This window comes from Spirosoma flavum, assembly GCF_042686045.1.
GTDB classification, from domain to species: domain Bacteria; phylum Bacteroidota; class Bacteroidia; order Cytophagales; family Spirosomataceae; genus Spirosoma; species Spirosoma flavum.
This window is the reverse complement of record NZ_JBHUOM010000019.1, coordinates 66780-84569: the sequence shown is the minus strand read 5'-3', so window position 1 is coordinate 84569 and position 17790 is coordinate 66780. Positions and strand designations below refer to the sequence as shown.

The following is a 17790-nucleotide window of genomic DNA, read 5'->3' as shown; positions in this document are numbered from 1 at the left end:
AGATCGTTTAGCTGTTGAAAAAAGTGGTGCCTGTCTTCCGGCTTCTAAAACAAGCGTTTACCAACTTGCAGGCCAATGACCCCGTTCGTATGGCTGGGGCTACTGCTTTTTTTGCCTTTTTCGGCTTGCCACCCATTGTCATTATCCTCAGCAGCGTACTCAGCCAACTTTTCAATGACCGTTATCAGCGCGTTAGCGGCCAGTTATTCAATGAACTAGCTGACCTGTTTGGTCCTAAAAGTGCAAATCAGTTAGAAGATATCTCGCATCGCTTACAGTTTCCTAAGCCCAGTTTGCTCCTTACTGTACTCAGCTTTGTTTTATTGCTGCTGGCCTCAACTACCTTATTTGCCATCCTTAAAAACTCACTCAATCAACTCTGGAATATTAAAAGTAAACCGGGTCGAAACTTTTTGCATGTTCTGACCGACAAGTTGATTGCTCTGGCTATCATTTTAGGCTCCGGCTTATTGTTCAGTTCGTCGATAGCGCTGGAGCAACTGATGGCCCAACTGGGTACTGAGTTATCTTTTTCTTCACTAACTTATCACCACAGTATCGCTAACCTTGGGCATCATGTCGTATCAATATTTATCCGCATGGTCTGGTTTGCCATACTGTTTAAGTTTTTGCCGGATGTTCGAATTTCGTGGCGAGCGGTTTGGTTAGGTGCTTTTTTTACAAGCGGCCTTTTTAAAGTAGGTGAAGGTATTTTAAATCATCTGCTGATTAATAGCCAGATTGGATCGATGTATGGCACGTCGGGGGCTATCATTTTATTGCTTCTGTTTGTTTTTTACGCGTCCTTAATTTTCTACTATGGAGCAGCCTTTACTCGTCAGTACAGCGAATGGACCCATTTATCCGCCGAGCCTACTAGCCATGCCATAGCCTATACCATTACTGAGATCGAGCCAGCAAACGATAAAAATGTTGAGTAGGATTGAGGTTTATCTGTACCAGATTTACAAAGTATGTCCTGTGCCAGATTCATCTTCCAGTTTTTCGGAGGCATCCTTAATCGCTTCCTCAATAGAATGGGACTGACGGAGATCAGAGGCATTTTTAGTTATATCGGCCATCGTCTGGTAGTGTTGTTGCAACACGAATAATTCTTCCTCTGTCAAGTTCTCCACTGATACCAATCGATTACTGGCTCCCTTTGTAGCGGCTATGAGTTCATTGAGTTTTAATTGAACAGACATTGACTCTTTATTCTGAGCCTTTTGGATTAAAAACACCATCAAAAAGGTAATGATTGTTGTGCCAGTATTAATGATCAACTGCCAATTTTCAGAATAGCCAAAAATAGGACCAGTTATAGCCCATATAAGTACAGTTGCTAAAGCGATCAGAAAAGCCGCTGAGCTACCTGTTGCTTTAGCTACGGTGGAGGAAAAACGTTCAAAAATGCTTTTAGAAACAGCTTGTGAAGGTTGTTGTTGGCTTTCCATTACTATAAGGTGTTAATTTATTCAACGCCAAACTTCGCATAAATGAAACAGAATGATGGCATCTTTTGCAAGGTTTAACCGCTTTTTATCCCTTCCTGTTAATCATACGTTTTTTTAGGCATTCCCTAACGCAGAAAAGGTTATTGAACAAGCTTCCGTTTAAGTCGTTGTGCCTCTATAAAAGCTGTGTCTGGTTTGCAACCATCAGTTGCTTTTCTCCTGAATGAAAGACTTGACGATTACTTTTTTTTTCTACTAATTTGGCGTGATATTTCTGATTCTACCTGAATGACAGGCAACTATAAAAGCGCTGACGAGGAGTTACTCGCCCTAAGAGAAGAACTTCAGCGAGTTAAACAACAGACAAGCTCTGCTTTAGAAGCCGTTGGTATTGGCCTGTGGACTATGATTCCACAGCAAAATCGTATTCTCTGGGACGAGCAATGCCAGAAAATTTATGGTTGGCCAAAGAAATCTATTCCATTCGACGAGTTTCTATCCCGTATTCATCCCCAGGACATAGACAATCTGCGGGCCGCACTAACCAACCCACCTAGTCAGCAAACGGGTAAACCCACAACGATCGATTACCGGATCACCAGTCCAATTGATGATACAATACGCTGGATACGCATTACTGGCCGGGTAACTAAACAATCATCGGGAGCCGCTGATTATTTTTCAGGTACCGCCCAGAATATTACGGAAGAAAAGCGCAAAGAGGCTACCCTGAAAACGGTTGAAAAGCGGTTTCAAATGGCATTCACACACGCATCCGTCGGCGTGGTCATTCTGGATACTCAGAGCAATATTCAGCTCATCAACAAAGCCTTCGCTGATTTGGTCGGCTATTCGCAGGAGGAACTGATCGATAAACATTTTGAGTCCATCACTCATCCCGACGATATGGAAGAAAATGTGTTCCTGATTCAGCAATTGTTACGGGGTGAAACGAACTCGTATGTATTTAATAAGCGCTATGTGCGTAAAGATGGCCGACTTGTTTGGGGGCAGGTTAGTTCGGCCTTAATTCGGGATGGGGAGGGTAGGCCAGACAGTTTCATTAGTATTGTACAGGATATTACCGCCGAACTACAAGCGCAGTCTGAACAGAAAAAACTACTATCGTTGCTGGGAGCCAGTGAAGAACGTTTACGGGAAGCTATCGAACTGGCAGAGCTAGGCACCTTTGATGTAAACATTGCTGAAGAAACGATACAACTCTCGGAGCGGGCCAAAGGTTGGCTAGGGTTTACACCTGATGAAATACCTGATGTAGCTCAGTTATTCAATGTTATTCGGGACCGGGACGTTTTGGAAACCGCTCTATATGAAACAATAAATAAGGGGGTAGATGCCACACTGGATATTGAATATTGGGCGCTGAATCGACAAACGGGTCAGGAGCGGCTGTATCACGCACAGGGGCGCATTATTAAACGTAGCCCGGAAGATACAACCTTTTCACTACGGGGTATTGCGAAAGATATTACAGCGCAGAAGCAGTATGCTCAGGCGTTAGAGCAACAAGTCCAGTGGCGCACCCAAGCTCTGCAGCAAGCTAATAGTCTGGTCGAGTTACAAACCGATCAGCTTCGGTTTGTAACTGATAGTGCGCTGACGGCCATTGCACTCTATTCCATCATACGCAATGAAGCAACCGGCGACGTTATTGATTTGCGTTACGAATTGATCAACCAGATGGCCCTGCGCATGACGGGCCTGCAGGTTACCGATTTAATTGGCCACACTATGCTGGAGGTATTCCCTGCTATTAAGAACAGCAGTGTCTGGAGACGCTATCTGGAACTGGCTCAAACCGGAGTACCCCTTCGGTACCACAATCATTATACGCAGGATGGGTACGATATTTGGTATCAGGTGCAGGGCGTCCGCCAGGGTGAATTGCTGGTTCTATCCTTTCTTGACATTACCGAGCTTAAACAAACCCAGCTTAAACTTGAAGCGCTTAACAAAAATTTAATAGAGGCTAACGACAATCTGCAACAGTTTGCCTTCGTAGCCTCGCACGATTTGCAGGAGCCTTTACGGAAGATTCAGTCCTTCGGTACTCTTTTACAGGAGCAGTACGCCGATCGATTGGGCGAAGGAGCTACCCTCATACAGCGGATGCAGCTGGCTGCCGAACGGATGTCTATTTTAATTAAAGATCTTCTAACCTTCTCCCGAATTACGGCAAACTCCCAAATTACAACTGATGTTCCTCTTGACCGAGTGATAGAACGGGTAATCGACGATTTGGACGTTGCTATTCAGGAAGCCAATGCGAACCTACAAATCAAGTCGCTGCCTAGTGTAAAGGGCGACGAGTCTCAATTACGGCAACTCTTTCAAAACTTACTCTCTAATGCGTTGAAATTCCGCCAGCCGAAAAATGAATTACATATTTGTATTAGCGCCCGACTAGTTGCCGAATCGGATTTGCCAGCCAGCGTTAAACCGACACGGCAGACGGCCAACTATCATCTTATCTGCGTTGAAGACAATGGAATTGGTTTTGATGAGAAGTATGTGGATCGCATTTTTCAGGTATTTCAACGCTTGCATGGCAAGAGTCAATATGCCGGTACGGGTATCGGTCTGGCTATTGTTCAGAGAGTAGCCGCTAACCATGGCGGTGTAATTACGGCTACGAGTCGATTAGGCGAAGGGAGTACGTTTCAGGTGTATCTGCCAGCCGGAAGCTGAATCGAAATCAGAAAATGGTCGATAGAAAAAATAACCTCTACTGATCATCCAGTTTCTTAGGCGTTTGCACAACTTTGCCGTTTTCAACAAGTTTGGTCTTCAATACTTTCTGTTTAGGAATGGTAAATAACAGCATTGGCTGACTGGTAAACGACTGAGGAGACTTTGTGAGCGTTGTGTCGGCCATACGAATGTACCGCACCGTAAGGATTGAGTCCTGCACGAATACTTTACTAATCGAAAGTTTTGGGGGTGTTTTGGTTGGTGGAAGCGCAATACCGATGGCCATTTCTTTATCAAAATTAGGCACATCAGGTTTTTTGCTCATGGTCGTGGCTGGTTGAAACACCTGCCCGAACGTGTCGGCCTGTTCAAACACGAAAAGTGTAGGTTTTCCCTTACTGACCGGGGCATCGTTGCTTAGAAAATAACCGTTGAGCAAACGGTACTTTAAATTGACTTGAGCGAGGGCAAATAGACTAAAAGATAGGCTAGCAGCAACGAAAAGAGGAACGCGAAGATGACGACAAAAAAAGGCAAAAAGAGACATAATCAGACAAAAACAAAAGGGTAACCATATTTCCCTAACGTCTGATTTCAGGATTCGGTGTATATATGAACATAAAAAAGATAGCTTACTTTGGCAATTGAGATGCTGGTCCCGTAGCATTTTGAATGGTCATACCCGATACATTAAAACAGGAATTTTGGTTATCGCTCTGACACTCAAATAAATCAAACGATTCAACGCCCTTATCTAGCCGCTCGAAGTAAAGAATAAAGGGCACTCGCTCGTCATTTTTAATGTCACGGGTGTCCGGCGAGGTAGGAATGCCTTCTGTTTTTATTAAGGCATAAGTGCGCTTCCCGTCCGCTGTAGCCAAAACCGCTTTAGGGTTAAACGAAATGCTGCTGCTGCCGTAGTAATTGCCATTACGGTCGCTCTTATCTTTACCAAACGACATGTACAACACTGTATAACTGGCTGTCAGGCGTATATCGGTCACTCGAATATCGGGGTCTTGTGAGTGACCAAGACCACCTTGCGGGTCTGGATAAAGCCGCGGTAGAATAGCCGCCATTGGCTGCCCATGCTGATAGTATTCAGCACCATCGGCTGGTGCATTCACCGCCGGTGGTCGGTGCGACGTACAGGCAGAAACAAACAGAATGAGGGCGACAGTGGCTTTCATACGATTAAATTACGTCCTTTCGTCTAATAACCAATAACTTACTTCGTCTGTTTTTCGAATACCTCTGCGGATAACGTTTCCCAGATTTTGTCGTATACAGCCGTGGCTGACAGGGTGTTGCCTACTTCCTGACTACTCACAAAAACAGGATGATACTCCCGCGCGGTGCCAATCCGTCCGTGCGATCCTTTAACGAGTGTAGCATCCAGCGAAATCACGTTCATCAGATACCGGAAGCCAAGCAATTTACGCCCTAATTTGTAACCGGCTTTAAGTTTGATAAGTGGATTCGTTTGGTCCATAAACATCTCAACGGGGTCGTAGCCCGGTTTCTGGTGAATAGCTACCAGACGGGCAAAATCTGGCGCACGGGCATCGTCGAGCCAATAGTAATAGGTGAACCAACTATCGGCGTCGGCCACCACAACCAGATCACCGGAGCGTTCATGATCAATATGATACGCTTTTTGTTGTTCTTTGTCGAGAACCAATTCAATACCCGGTGTTTTTTCCAGTAGCGAACGCACTTTATCAAAGACACTTGGGTCATTGATGTACACATGCGCAATCTGATGGTCGGGCGTGGCGAAAGCAGGTGAAGCTCCTCCGTCGAACAATTCCAAACCACGTTCTTCCCGGTAGCGAATCATACCCGCTTCGCGCAAAATCCGGTTGATGTGAATTGGCTTACTCACATTCGTAATGCCGTATTCCGACAACACAATTACTTCGGCATCCTGCTTTTCGTAGTACTGAATCAAATCGCGGCAAACGTCGTCGATTTCACGCAGGTCAGTGGCGATTTTTGAGAAATCCTGCCCGAATTTCTGTAGGCAATAATCCAAGTGGGGCAGGTAAATCAGCGTCAGTGTTGGGTTGTGCCATTTGTCCACCAGCATCGATGCGTCGGCAATCCAGCGAGTGCATTTGATCGTAGTGGCGGGCCCCCAAAACTGAAAAAGCGGAAACGTGCCAAGTTCTTTCTGAAGTCGGTCGCGAAGGTCGGCGGGTTGGGTGTAGCAATCAGGTATTTTCATACCGTCAGACGGATACTGTGGCCGGGGCGTGGCCGAATAATCGGCGGAGGAGTACATATTGTACCACCAGAACATCTTGGAAACCGTAAAATTCGGATCAAGTTTTTTTGCCCGTTCCCAAATCTTTTCACCCGAAACAAGCTTGTTTGACTGTTTCCAGAATTTCACTTCCGAATCGGTGCGATCATACCACCCGTTGCCAACAATGCCGGTTTCACTGGGCCATTTGCCCGTTACATACGTGGACTGCACCGACGTTGTTACAGCCGGTAGCATTGGGTCGATAGTGGCCTGATGCTTACTGGCAAACCATTGTTTCAGAAAAGGAGTGTGTTCGCCGATGAGCGAATAGGACAAGCCCACAACGTCGAGTACTACGGTCTTTTTCATATGTTTTGACAATAATGACGAGATAATCAGCTAATTAAGGAAAATCCAGTTAATCTAAATGTTCCTCATACTGTAAGCCTACCCCCAAAACCCACTTCATTTCTCGTTCAATTGAGTCAACTAAATCTTTTTTTAGCTCGTCTGGCAATACACCCCATGTGTAGGTTTCGACCTCAAGCTGATTCGTAAACCGCCGGTCGGCTTGTAACTGCAACACCTCCCGAATATCATCCTGCGTGGATGTTAGTACGTCATACGCTGATACGAAAAGCGGGACATGAAAATGCGCCCGCCACTCGGCATGATTGTTGTCAAAAGCGGCCAAAGCCTCCGGCAAATCGGGAAAGCGTACTAACTCGCCAGATTGCATTCGGGCCACGACCTGGTGCAAATAGGTTGGCTCGTTAAATTGTTCGAATGCCTGTCGCACGGCCTCACGGCTTTGCTTGGTCGAAGGCGACTCCAGCATTGGGAATTCAGCTTTTAAAGCCGCGCTAATCTGAATTTTACCGACGCGTAAGCCATATTTTTTGAGTTTATCCAGTACTTCAGCCGGGCGTTCGTAACCTACGGCAAAATGGCAAACATCGTAACACAAGCGAACGTGTTCGCAGATGGCGGCTTCGGCTTCTTCGTCGGTCAGGCCAAACTGTTCACTCAACTGCTCAATACCCATCGGCAATAGGTAATCCATGAACCAGCTAACAAATTCGTCGGCTGTTTCAATAACGCCGTCGGGTTCAGGCTCTAGATCGAGGTGCATCAAGCGGTCGGTTTGGCGGTGCAAACGAACCAATTCACTAACGACTTCCAATACATTTTGCGTCGTTTGCGAAAAGATGAGGTCTCGAGCGGCTGGTAGATCCCACTCAAACCAATGACGGTAGGAGAGGGGCGAGGTCGAAACGCCCCCCTGAATAGCATTTCCCAACTCATCGACTGGCAATAAAACCGACAAAATTCGGAACAGCCGTTTCGTGTACTCGACCCTTGCTTCGGTGGTCCAGTCGGGAGCGTGAACCTGATCTTTAACAACGGTATTGTGAAACCCACCAAACGGAAAACCGTTCATCGTGAAGATATAACAATCGTTTTCGGTCAGCCAATGTTGAAACGCCACTAGATTTTCGGGCATTTCCAATTCTTCGCTAGCCACATTAGACAGCCGCAAACCAATGCCAAACGGTGCATCGGGCGATAATCGTTGCTTTAGTTCTGGAATAGTTTGCTGCAAGGCGGTAAAATGGTCCGTCCATGTTTCACCAGCATGAATATTGGTACAATAGCCCAAGTGTCCGAGGGAAGTTTTCATACGAAGAAACCTGTTAAGTATTGGAAGCCACTTCGCTTCGGTGCGGGGCCACTTGTATAATCTAACTTATAGGTTTTATAAGGCAGGCTGAAGATTTAATGATTCCTGTTCACGTAAGGTAGCAATTGCCTGTCGAACGTGGTCAGCATCTATTTCATGCACCTCTACCCCCCGACCAATGCCTTGTAACAGCATAATGGTTAGTTGTCCGCCCAAATGTTCACGAAACTCGGCAAGTCCTTTCAGCACACCCGCGCTGTTATCGGTGTCGAGCATGGGCTGATAAAGGGTAAAGCCAAGTGTTCGCAGCGTGGTCAGAATACGGCTCGTATCGGCTTCGGTTAGCCAACCGAGTTGCTGGGAGTACAGACTATCCAGCGCAATGCCAATGGCAACGGCTTCGCCGTGACGTGTCTCGAAGTTGGTGAGTTGTTCCAGCTTATGGGCACTCCAGTGGCCGAAATCCAGCGGTCTTGAAGAACCCATTTCAAACGGATCTCCGCTCGAAATATGTTGCAGGTGCATCTCAGCGCAACGATGAATGAGGTACTGCATTGCCGTCATGTCGCGAGCTGCAAGCCTTTCGGCATGGCTCTCAATCCACTCAAAAAAAGCGTTGTCTTTAATGAGCGCTACTTTAATGGCTTCCGAGATACCCGCCCGCCAGTCACGATCATCGAGCGTCAATAAAAACTGATTGTCGTTGAAAACCGCCACGGGTGGTACAAATGTCCCGAGAAAGTTTTTCTTTGATCGGTAATTAACGCCATTCTTAACGCCCACGCCCGAATCATTCTGCGAGAGCACGGTTGTCGGGATGCGAATATGGCGAATGCCCCGGTGTGAAATAGCAGCCGCATAGCCGACTAAATCGAGCACCGATCCACCCCCAATAGCGGCTACATAAGAATGTCTGTCAATCCCATTACGATCTACGGCATCCACAATTTTCTCGACTAAATCAGGGTCATTTTTCGCGACTTCGCCACCTGGAATAATCAATAACTCCGGCACAAGGTCAACAAGATCAGCGTGTTGAGCAAAGTACGTTTTGATGCTTGTCGGTAAGTCAGGATGTGTATCAACAACACCTGAATCAATAACGAATAAAAGTTTTTTTCGAGTCTCGGCGCTGGCTTGTTGAGTGAAAAAGTCAGCGAGTAACGGGTTGGTACTATCGAAAAGTTTTCCGGTAAAAAAGACGTTGTATACGAATTGAACCGTGAAAGACTGCTGCAAATGGCTCATCTCCTTAATTATGTAAAAACTCAAAATTACCCAAAAAACAACAGGATTGCTCAAAAAAGTCCCCTACGCTAAATTCATTTTTTTGCGAAATCTACCAAGTGATCATGCGACCTGGAGATTGTCGTACAGCAACTGTGTTTCGATTAGTTCTAAAAAATTAATGTACTAAGAAGCCGATGGGATGATTGGCCGGTTTGCTGATTGCAAAACGAATGAATAGGAGAGTCGCCTGGGTAACTGGCTAATGCAGATTGGCGTTGGTCCGACTTAAAACTATATGCTGATGTCGTATGTCACTGTCGTAGTTCCTATGAAACGGATTGTGTACGACTATCTTAAACGTATTGAGGGGCGTGACCGGAGAGGTTAGGCAGGTACGTTGAAATCAAGTAAGAAAAACTGGCATCAAAAAGATGCATTGAGGAATACCCCGGCTAGCGTATTCCTCAACGCACTTACCAATACAGCACTTTGTATTTAACCGCTCCGTAGAGACGCCAATAGACGGATAAAAACGGCGTTGCAACAGCCGTTAGTACAGCGTGTTTTATGACAATCCAGGTTAGAGGTGAACTGGGCAAATGATGCATTACCAGATCTGTTGATAAAAAAAGCCAGACACTAAGGCTCATAATGGCAATGCCTTCCTGCCCGATCAGCAGACTAATCAGACCGATGGCTATACTCACTACAGAGGCATAATAGCGCATTACCTGCCGCCGGTAAGCCGGAATACGCTCCCGAAAAAGGTTTGGATGACGTTTGTAAAGCAAGGCATCGTAGGAATTTTTGCGCTCATCCTGAAGTAAAATATACCAGGGAAATGGGCGAATATGATAAACGACAACCGATTCAGGGCATTTCACAATGGAGATTCCCGCCTGAAGAAACTTGAATTGGAGATCACTGTCTTCGCGCCAGGCTGTATCAAACGCTTCCTCAAATCCGTCAACTTGTTCCAGTGTGGATTTCCGGCAAAAGCAGTTAGCCGCCATGAATTCCGCGCGTTTCAGAAATGTGGCGGTGCGATCGAGTGGGGTAGGTTTATTCGGCAAGAGTACCCGTAGTTGCCCGCTCATGACCTGCGCTCCCTGCTGAAAGTAAGGTAGTGTGGATGAAAGCCATTCTGGTTCAGGCAGGCAGTCGTCGTCGGTGAACGCAATGATACGTCCGCGAGCCGCTCGCCAACCCCGATTTCGGGCAGCCGCTGGGCCGCGTCGTTCGGTCTGGCCGAAGTAGCGTACGTCAATAGGTCCGCCGTTGCGGGCTATTTGTTTAGCAAAGAGTAAGACAGCCGTTTTGGTTTCGGGCGAGTTCCCTTCATCGACCACAATAATCTCAAATCGATCGTGCGGAAATCGTTGACGACCCAGTGCGTCGAGGCATTTGAGCAGTAAGGCCGGCTGTTGATAAGTCGGGATTACTACCGAAAATTCAGGTAGCATAAATTAAAAAAATAAGAATGACTGTTTCGTTAAAAAAGAGTAGCGAAGTGGCTCATTCTGAGTAGTGTTTTACCCAATACAGGTATGGATATGAAACGTTTTACTCTTTTAACCCACAACATAACCGACGCAGTGCAAAAACCCGACCAAAATCGGTCGAAGGCTTTTTTTGATTAAATTATCATTTGGTAAATTATTGTGAGTAAGAAAGTTAGATGTTTTAAACTCTACCATACGGGATAAACGAAGAGGAATTGTAGTGTGCGGTTCACAAACCTCCGACAGCCCGTTTATCTTTGCGGAATCACCTATTTTTCGTCGTTTATATGTCTCGTATTGCCCTCATCACCGGCGCAACGTCTGGTATTGGCCGCGCCACTGCTAAAGCCTTTGCCGACCTCGACTACCGTCTTATTCTTTGCGGTCGTCGGCAGGATCGTTTAGAGGAATTGGAGGAACAACTTATTGCTCAGACCATAGTGACAACGCTCAGCTTCGATGTGCGCGACTGGACCGACGTCGAAGAGGCTATTAGTGGCCTGCCCGACGAATGGAAAGCCATTGATATTCTGGTGAACAATGCCGGGAGCGCACAAGGAATGTCGGCTATTCAGGATGGAAACCCCACCGATTGGGATCAGATGATTGATGGGAATGTACAGGGGTTGCTCTATGTTTCAAAAGCTGTTATGGCAGGAATGGTTGAACGCAAGCGGGGCCATATTGTCAACTTGAGTTCTATAGCAGGTAAACAAACCTATGCCAATGGTGCGGTCTATTGTGCCAGCAAAGCCGCAGTTGAAGCGATTAGTATGGGAATGCGGCTGGACCTGACCCAGCATGGTATTAAAGTAACAAACATTGCGCCCGGGGCTGTTGAAACGGAGTTTTCCGTTGTGCGTTTCAAAGGAGACACCGACCGAGCGGCCAAGGTTTATGAAGGCTTTACACCCCTTACCGCCGACGATATTGCTGATACAATTGTGTATGCTGTAACGGCTCCTGCTCATGTAACCATCGCAGATATGACAATTCTGGCGAGTGCGCAGGCCGCAGCTACGACGATTTATCGGAAGTGAATTTCGCACTGACCAAGGTTTTCGCCCTGAACTATGCTACCGGCTCAGGGTGAAAACCTTGGTTAAGATAACGGCTACGAAAAAGACTATTTTTATCACGGGAGCGTCATCGTGCATCTGTCTATCACGCTACTAAATTTGGTGTGGACGGGTTGTCAGAATCCCTGCCAGGCACGATGCTCAGGCGTTGTATAGTGCCTGGAAAATCATGAGTAATGACGACTTCTTCGCTATGATTAACCAGCGGTTTGGTTTAGTAGATTGATAACAGGTAGTTGCCTAAGTCTACAATTGCTCTGGCTATAGCCTTGAGCAACTGCCCTTACAACAGAGTAGTTAAGGAAATTATACCTGTTGCCAACTAACATAGTTATCTGATCAATAGAGATTTTCCCATAGAGAGCTGGCCTACGGAACCGGTCCAGACTGACATGCCACCAGTCATATTCTTAACATTTTTAAAGCCATTTTCCGTCAATATGTAGCTAGCACGTGGGCTGCGATGACTGTGCGAACAATACACGATGATCTCCTTATTTTTGGCGTCTTTCAACTCGGCTAAGCGACTCTCTAATTCCTGAATCGGAATGTTAATGGCGTTTTTTAAATGACCAAACTTTTCGTCGGCCTTACCCGTAAATTCTTCGGGCGTTCGCACGTCCAACAATACCACATCTGGTCGCAGGGCGACAATCTTACAGAGTTCGGCAGGGGTAACATTCTTGAAAACAATACTATTTTTGAGCACTAAGCGCATGCCACAATGCGGACAGGTACCCGGTTTGTCAACTATAGCATGGTCGCAGTCAGACCCGCAGGGTAGGCATACATATTGTTCGCTATCCTGTTTAACGTTTTTTTTCTGCCCGTAAGCCTGGAAAAACAACCCCGACAAAAGCACCAATAGAAGCAGTAAATGTTTCATTCATATACGTTTTTTTACAAGAATACGACCACGCTGTAATTTGTCAGGTTAATTATGATGAGCGGTAGTTTTCAGCAACTTAGCTTCACAAACGTCTGAAAAGATCGGTAGTATTTAACCTAATCTACAGGAATGGCCTTCAATCAGTGAGCCGTAAAAAGTGATTGCAATACCTCGGACTCTACCCGATGCCCACCGTCAAACGCCGTTATGTTTAACCCCGAAACTTCGGTTTTCATCCGGCTCAAATAGCCTTCGACATCGTCCATTTTCCCAATATATTCGTCTTGTCTGCCATAAACATAGTGCGTTTCGATAGGAGCCAACTTAGCCGGGTCAATTAGTCCCTGAAAACCATTTGGAAAATAGCCCGCCCATAAAATCAGCCTGTCAGCGCGAATAGGACCGTTTGGGCCAACGCTGTAGTTGAGCCATCGGCAGGCCGTAGCTGCGCCTTGCGAAAAACCCAATACTGTAATGTGAAGTTGTGTGGCGTCGTAACCATTCAGAATCAGGTCATATAGCGAATTCAGATAAGCCAGGAAGTCGCTGATTTCGTGTTCCCGCTCTTCACGGGTTAGCCACGAAGCACCGATTCGAGTGTAAGTACCGTCTAAATAAAAGCGGGATAAGCCCTCCGGCACGACGATTAACGTCTGACCATCGTCTAAGCTTGAGAATTTACGGCTGAAATATTGCGCCAGTTGACCAAATCCGTGCAAACAAAACCAAATGTTTTTTGTCTGATCGGTCAGTTCACCAATGGTGTAGTAGCGGGCCGTTCGCTGAACGGCGAGGTGGTGTTCAGTCATTCTTTCTAGAAGATTATCGCCACGGAAAAAGCATACAGGTCGTTGTGGCGTGGGCATAGAGTTTTCCCTGCTCATCCACAATTTTGGCCTCGGCAGTTGCTACAGATCGCCCTGAATGAATAAGCGTCCCTATAGCCAGCACCTTGCCCGTGGTGATTGTCAGTGGCCGAATGAAGTTGACCTTTAGCTCAAGCGTGGTATAACCTGTTCCCGCGGGTAATGTCGAATGGATAGCACAGCCTAGGGCCGAATCGAGAATGGTACAGAAAACACCTCCGTGAACAGAGCCAATGGGATTATAATGAAATTCCTGTGGTACAATCGAGAACGTAACTTTGCCTTCCTCGACCGCTTCAATCTGCATGTCGAGTGTGTTGGCGATAGCAGCAGCCGGATATTTGCCCGCAATGATTCCCCGTAAATAGTCCATGCCCGATAGGGTAGACCCCACTTTTACCCCAATTGCCTGATCTTCCCACGAGTAGGTGCGCGTACGTTCTGGTTGATTTATGTCATTCATTACTTATAAAGAAATTGGCTCTGAATAGCGATGGATAATTGAGTTGATTTTAAGATACTGGTCTTATAGAGAGTTATTTATGAGAAAAATAATTTCCTTTCTTTATTGCCTGCATTATTTGACCGGCGTGATATGAGTTGTGATGCATTAGAAATGTAAGCCCTTGCAGTCTTGATACCTCCCCAAAAGGCGATTGTATAATCTCGGCCCATTGGGTATCACTCGTTTGTTGTATGTACCCGGCGATCATCGCGAAACTATCATTGACCAGTTGCTGAACTGATACCAGATCGAGTGGATTGCCTTCGTCCGAAATACCCCCACTAGCCTGTGGGTGAATGCTCAGTTCTCGGCCAAACAGAATTTGGGCAAACCGATGCATAACCTCGGCTGTGTGCAGTGCTATGAAACCCGCCGAAGCGGTTTCGGGTGTTAGACGATTGCGGTAATTGTCAGGTGTCAATTTCCGAATTGGTCCCTGTGCAGGAGTTTGATTCAGCTGCCAGAGTTGGGTCAGGAATTCAGTTGTCATAGATATTTTGGCGTGTAGCCTCTAGCTACGCTATCAGGGTAAAAGTTTGGTCATTGCATTATCAGAAAAAACGGTTAGCCCCTCAATAGCATCAGTGCCAAGCTCGTTGCGAATTTGCTCATTTAGTACTTTCCAGATTTTGTGGCATCGTTTCGCTAATGACCTGCCATCGTCGCTCAAAAATAAACCGCTTCGTAGACTGTCGGTTAGCCAGCCGTTTTTATGTAACAAGTGCACATCCCGGTTCATAGCCGATTTTTCGATCTGTAGCAATTGCGACAACTCAGCCTGTCGCACACCCGGTTGCGCAAAAATGCGCATGAGTAATCCTGCCTGAGCGAAGGTAATACCCTCGCACACGAAGGCATCGTTATATCGTCCTGTCACGACCCGCGCCAACATCCTGAGTCGTCCGGCAATGCAATAGGTCTCGGTCGGATCGCTGTTTTGCCAGTGTGGTTTGGTACTCATATCGTAAACATAAATTAATAAGTTGTATATGCAACTTGCATTGACTGAAAAAGCCATTTAGCTGATCGACAACTAAATGGCTTTTTTAACGGTCTCAACCTATCTTAATGCTCACTTTAGTAAGAACATGCGTAAGTCAGCATAGACCTCCGTTTTTACATTCCCTGAATATCCTCTGAGGACACAGGATAAGTTGAAGAGGTTATATTTTGATTTAGCAGAACCCCTTTCGGTGGGTGCTGGCTCCAGTAGGTGGCAAGCAGCGAACCAGTCGTGTTCATAATTGGTCCGAAGAGGGCAGGAGCTAGTCCTACGGTAGCAATTTTGCCCATCTGAACGGCAATCCCCGATGCTAACCCGCCGTTTTGCAGCCCAACTTCAATAGCCACCGTGCGGCAACTCTGCTCGTCCATACCAAAAAGCCGGGCGCTCCAGTAGCCTAACGTGAAGCCGGTTAAGTTGTGGATCAGAACGCAAAGGGCTAGTGTCCAGCCTACAGTTAAGAGGCTATCGCGACCAGTGGCTGTAATAATGGCAACAATCAGCACAATACCACCCATCGAAATGAGAGGCATTACACGGTTTAGGATGACGGCTGACTTGTGGAAAATACGGTTCAGTGCTAACCCTACCAAAACGGGTAGAATGACAATCTCCATAATTTCAATCATCATTTTCAGGAACGAAATCTCAATGAATTGGCCCGCCAGCAATGTCATCAAAAGTGGCATCAGGAGAGGGGCCAGTAACGTTGCCAGTGTTGTAATGGTGATTGACAGGGGCACGTTGGCTTTGGCAATAAAGCACATAACGTTCGAAGCAAGGCCGCTGGGCGAACAGCCAATTAGCACGACCCCAGCCGCAATTTCGGGTGGAAAGTTGAATACGTTAGCCAGTGTAAAGCCCAGCAAAGGCATGATGAGAAAGTGGCAAGACACGCCAATGAATACCGCCTTGGGTTGTTTAATAACGCCCTCAAAGTCTTTGATCGACATGGTAGTGCCCATGCCAAGCATGATGATTTGCAGTAGTGGCACAATAAGTTTTTTCAATGGGAAGTCACCTATTTTGGTGAATGGCCCCGGAAAGGTCATTGCTGTGGCCACAGCGGCAATAATCAGGGCGGTATAGATCAAATTGCTGTAGGACGAGCGGGCATTGGTTTCTGCTTTCATTTCCTGAAATGAGTAATGTGTAATGAATACCGGGCATAGATAGTCCAAAGGGCGAATACCCATAAAATTACCCGTTCACAAAGGCATTACTCGCTAAACATTTAGTCATTAAGTGACGCTAAGATCCCTTCTTTTAAGGAGTATGTCGAGGTTCTGATCTGCGAAATTCCGTACGTCTTTAACACATAATCAATCAGGCAAACCGCTACCACGATCATATCTACCCGCAGTTCGATCATACCGGGAATCTGCATACGGTCAGCATGATTTTGGGTAATAAGCAATTCATAAGCGCGATAAAATTCTGCAATGGGTAAGGCGAAGTCGCTTTGATTTACATCGGGTAAGTGCCCTTGTTCGTGCATGCACCACATATCTACCAACGTATCAAACGAACCAGAGGAACCTACCAGAATTGTGGGCTGATATTGGTGGATTGCGTTGGCTAACGGCAGCAGTTGTTCCTGAAAGTAATCATAAAGCCGATTAAGACTACCCGAATTAATCGGGTCAGTAGTCATGAATTTTTCGCGGAGACGTTGGCCACCGATCTCAAAACTTTGTTTCCAGAAAATCCGCGACTGATTACCCAGAATAAACTCAACACTGCCTCCGCCAATATCCATCACCAGAGAAGTTGCATCATCCAGGGCTCCAGCCGCCCGAACACCTTTGTAGATATAGTCGGCTTCCTGCTCGCCCGAAATAACCTGAATTTGAATGCCCGTTTCTTGTTGAACACGGTCAATAAATTCCTGCTGATTGCTGGCAACCCGAATTGCACTAGTTCCGGTTGCTATGACCTGAGTGAGTTCAACACCATACTGGTCAAGTACTTGCCGAAAGTAAGTTAGCACAACTAACGCCCGGCCAATGCCTTCTTCCGTGATGATTCCCTTATTTATACCAGCCTGACCGATTCTGGCTGGGTGACTTTCGCGGAAGAGTGTTGTGTATGTATCACCGCTTTTGTCAGCAATCAGCAGGTGAAATGTATTGGTACCTAAGTCAATAATGGCTTGTTTCATAGTTGCAAATTTATTACCTTTGCCGTCCGGTTTTTAGCTAAAACAGAATATTTAGAACATGCTTATCATTAACGTAAAAGACAACGAGTCGATTGACAAAGCCCTGAAACGCTTCAAGAAGAAATTCGAGAAGACGGGTGTGTTACGGCAGTTGCGGTCGCGGACAGCTTTTCAAAAGCCGTCGATCAAGCGTCGCACCGAGATTATCAAAGCCACCTACAAAGAACGTATGTACGGCAACCACACTGAGCAATAGAAGTAGCTCGTGTGGTGTAATTGGTCTTAACCGAATCGTTGAATGCGCAGTCAACGATAACGAATTGCCAGGTAAAATATGGAAGCAGCAAGCAGAGATGTTTGCTGCTTTTTTGTTTGTCATTTTTTTTCATTACTCGCCATGGGCCACCCCTGTTTCATCGGAATGATAGAAAATGAAGTAGCTTTGGTGACGTAAAAATCA

At 46.3% G+C, this 17790-nt stretch carries 18 protein-coding genes; 4 read left to right on the top strand and 14 right to left on the bottom strand.

All coding sequences use genetic code 11. The annotated features are described in order from the left end of the window. Positions 1 to 23 precede the first annotated feature (23 nt). A complete protein-coding gene (locus tag ACFS25_RS17465) occupies positions 24 to 941 on the top strand; it encodes a YihY/virulence factor BrkB family protein (RefSeq protein WP_381504561.1) in 918 nt (305 codons plus the stop codon). Positions 942 to 965: 24 nt separating this feature from the next. Here the strand turns inward: ACFS25_RS17465 and ACFS25_RS17460 are convergent, their stop codons facing one another. Next, the gene (locus ACFS25_RS17460) at positions 966 to 1454 is read right to left on the bottom strand and encodes a low affinity iron permease family protein (protein WP_381503625.1); all 489 of its coding nucleotides are present in this window, start codon (positions 1452 to 1454) and stop codon (positions 966 to 968) included. Positions 1455 to 1742: 288 nt separating this feature from the next. Here ACFS25_RS17460 and ACFS25_RS17455 point away from each other — a divergent pair, with 288 nt between their 5' ends. Further along, complete coding sequence (locus ACFS25_RS17455; protein WP_381503623.1) at positions 1743 to 4163, top strand: PAS domain-containing sensor histidine kinase; 2421 nt, start codon at positions 1743 to 1745, stop codon at positions 4161 to 4163. 37 nt (positions 4164 to 4200) lie between these two features. Here ACFS25_RS17455 and ACFS25_RS17450 read toward each other — a convergent pair whose 3' ends face one another. The 6 genes from ACFS25_RS17450 to ACFS25_RS17425 form a co-directional block, all read right to left on the bottom strand. Beyond that, positions 4201 to 4713, bottom strand: coding sequence for a hypothetical protein (locus ACFS25_RS17450; RefSeq protein ID WP_381503621.1), 513 nt, complete (start codon positions 4711 to 4713; stop codon positions 4201 to 4203). 85 nt (positions 4714 to 4798) lie between these two features. Continuing rightward, on the bottom strand, positions 4799 to 5356 hold the full coding sequence (locus ACFS25_RS17445; RefSeq protein ID WP_381503619.1) for a hypothetical protein: 558 nt from the start codon (positions 5354 to 5356) through the stop codon (positions 4799 to 4801). A 38-nt stretch (positions 5357 to 5394) separates the two neighbouring features. After that, positions 5395 to 6783 (bottom strand): alkaline phosphatase family protein, encoded by a 1389-nt coding sequence (locus tag ACFS25_RS17440; protein ID WP_381503617.1) that lies wholly within the window; start codon positions 6781 to 6783, stop codon positions 5395 to 5397. A 49-nt stretch (positions 6784 to 6832) separates the two neighbouring features. After that, on the bottom strand, positions 6833 to 8095 hold the full coding sequence (gene eboE / locus ACFS25_RS17435; protein WP_381503616.1) for a metabolite traffic protein EboE: 1263 nt from the start codon (positions 8093 to 8095) through the stop codon (positions 6833 to 6835). A 75-nt stretch (positions 8096 to 8170) separates the two neighbouring features. Continuing rightward, a complete protein-coding gene (locus tag ACFS25_RS17430; RefSeq protein ID WP_381503615.1) occupies positions 8171 to 9343 on the bottom strand; it encodes a 3-dehydroquinate synthase in 1173 nt (390 codons plus the stop codon). Positions 9344 to 9798: 455 nt separating this feature from the next. Then, a complete protein-coding gene (locus ACFS25_RS17425; protein WP_381503613.1) occupies positions 9799 to 10788 on the bottom strand; it encodes a glycosyltransferase in 990 nt (329 codons plus the stop codon). A gap of 326 nt (positions 10789 to 11114) precedes the next feature. Here ACFS25_RS17425 and ACFS25_RS17420 point away from each other — a divergent pair, with 326 nt between their 5' ends. Further along, complete coding sequence (locus ACFS25_RS17420; protein ID WP_381503611.1) at positions 11115 to 11867, top strand: SDR family NAD(P)-dependent oxidoreductase; 753 nt, start codon at positions 11115 to 11117, stop codon at positions 11865 to 11867. A gap of 370 nt (positions 11868 to 12237) precedes the next feature. Here the strand turns inward: ACFS25_RS17420 and ACFS25_RS17415 are convergent, their stop codons facing one another. From ACFS25_RS17415 to ACFS25_RS17385, 7 genes are all read right to left on the bottom strand, one after another. Next, entirely contained in the window at positions 12238 to 12792 is a 555-nt protein-coding gene (locus tag ACFS25_RS17415) for a rhodanese-like domain-containing protein (RefSeq protein WP_381503610.1), read from the bottom strand. 143 nt (positions 12793 to 12935) lie between these two features. Further along, entirely contained in the window at positions 12936 to 13604 is a 669-nt protein-coding gene (locus ACFS25_RS17410; protein ID WP_381503609.1) for an alpha/beta hydrolase, read from the bottom strand. A 13-nt stretch (positions 13605 to 13617) separates the two neighbouring features. Further along, the gene (locus ACFS25_RS17405) at positions 13618 to 14124 is read right to left on the bottom strand and encodes a PaaI family thioesterase (protein ID WP_381503608.1); all 507 of its coding nucleotides are present in this window, start codon (positions 14122 to 14124) and stop codon (positions 13618 to 13620) included. Positions 14125 to 14197: 73 nt separating this feature from the next. Then, on the bottom strand, positions 14198 to 14656 hold the full coding sequence (locus ACFS25_RS17400) for a DinB family protein (RefSeq protein ID WP_381503606.1): 459 nt from the start codon (positions 14654 to 14656) through the stop codon (positions 14198 to 14200). A gap of 33 nt (positions 14657 to 14689) precedes the next feature. Further along, complete coding sequence (locus tag ACFS25_RS17395) at positions 14690 to 15127, bottom strand: MarR family winged helix-turn-helix transcriptional regulator (RefSeq protein ID WP_381503604.1); 438 nt, start codon at positions 15125 to 15127, stop codon at positions 14690 to 14692. 155 nt (positions 15128 to 15282) lie between these two features. Further along, positions 15283 to 16302 carry a bile acid:sodium symporter family protein gene (locus tag ACFS25_RS17390; protein WP_381503602.1) on the bottom strand — a complete coding sequence of 340 codons (1020 nt, stop codon included), beginning with the start codon at positions 16300 to 16302 and terminating at the stop codon, positions 15283 to 15285. A gap of 101 nt (positions 16303 to 16403) precedes the next feature. Further along, entirely contained in the window at positions 16404 to 17330 is a 927-nt protein-coding gene (locus tag ACFS25_RS17385) for a Ppx/GppA phosphatase family protein (RefSeq protein ID WP_381503600.1), read from the bottom strand. A 58-nt stretch (positions 17331 to 17388) separates the two neighbouring features. Here ACFS25_RS17385 and rpsU point away from each other — a divergent pair, with 58 nt between their 5' ends. Continuing rightward, positions 17389 to 17586: a 30S ribosomal protein S21 gene (gene rpsU, locus ACFS25_RS17380; RefSeq protein ID WP_046576296.1), complete on the top strand. Its 198-nt coding sequence runs from the start codon at positions 17389 to 17391 to the stop codon at positions 17584 to 17586. Positions 17587 to 17790 lie beyond the last annotated feature (204 nt).

Coding starts and splice junctions, on each gene's coding strand:
- ACFS25_RS17445 (WP_381503619.1), bottom strand. CDS start 5,356: ATGAAAGCCACTGTCGCCCTCATTCTGTTTGTTTCTGCCTGTACGTCG.
- ACFS25_RS17455 (WP_381503623.1), top strand. CDS start 1,743: ATGACAGGCAACTATAAAAGCGCTGACGAGGAGTTACTCGCCCTAAGA.
- ACFS25_RS17385 (WP_381503600.1), bottom strand. CDS start 17,330: ATGAAACAAGCCATTATTGACTTAGGTACCAATACATTTCACCTGCTG.
- eboE (WP_381503616.1), bottom strand. CDS start 8,095: ATGAAAACTTCCCTCGGACACTTGGGCTATTGTACCAATATTCATGCT.
- ACFS25_RS17440 (WP_381503617.1), bottom strand. CDS start 6,783: ATGAAAAAGACCGTAGTACTCGACGTTGTGGGCTTGTCCTATTCGCTC.
- rpsU (WP_046576296.1), top strand. CDS start 17,389: ATGCTTATCATTAACGTAAAAGACAACGAGTCGATTGACAAAGCCCTG.
- ACFS25_RS17450 (WP_381503621.1), bottom strand. CDS start 4,713: ATGTCTCTTTTTGCCTTTTTTTGTCGTCATCTTCGCGTTCCTCTTTTC.
- ACFS25_RS17390 (WP_381503602.1), bottom strand. CDS start 16,302: ATGAAAGCAGAAACCAATGCCCGCTCGTCCTACAGCAATTTGATCTAT.
- ACFS25_RS17405 (WP_381503608.1), bottom strand. CDS start 14,124: ATGAATGACATAAATCAACCAGAACGTACGCGCACCTACTCGTGGGAA.
- ACFS25_RS17400 (WP_381503606.1), bottom strand. CDS start 14,656: ATGACAACTGAATTCCTGACCCAACTCTGGCAGCTGAATCAAACTCCT.
- ACFS25_RS17430 (WP_381503615.1), bottom strand. CDS start 9,343: ATGAGCCATTTGCAGCAGTCTTTCACGGTTCAATTCGTATACAACGTC.
- ACFS25_RS17460 (WP_381503625.1), bottom strand. CDS start 1,454: ATGGAAAGCCAACAACAACCTTCACAAGCTGTTTCTAAAAGCATTTTT.
- ACFS25_RS17425 (WP_381503613.1), bottom strand. CDS start 10,788: ATGCTACCTGAATTTTCGGTAGTAATCCCGACTTATCAACAGCCGGCC.
- ACFS25_RS17410 (WP_381503609.1), bottom strand. CDS start 13,604: ATGACTGAACACCACCTCGCCGTTCAGCGAACGGCCCGCTACTACACC.
- ACFS25_RS17415 (WP_381503610.1), bottom strand. CDS start 12,792: ATGAAACATTTACTGCTTCTATTGGTGCTTTTGTCGGGGTTGTTTTTC.
- ACFS25_RS17395 (WP_381503604.1), bottom strand. CDS start 15,127: ATGAGTACCAAACCACACTGGCAAAACAGCGATCCGACCGAGACCTAT.
- ACFS25_RS17420 (WP_381503611.1), top strand. CDS start 11,115: ATGTCTCGTATTGCCCTCATCACCGGCGCAACGTCTGGTATTGGCCGC.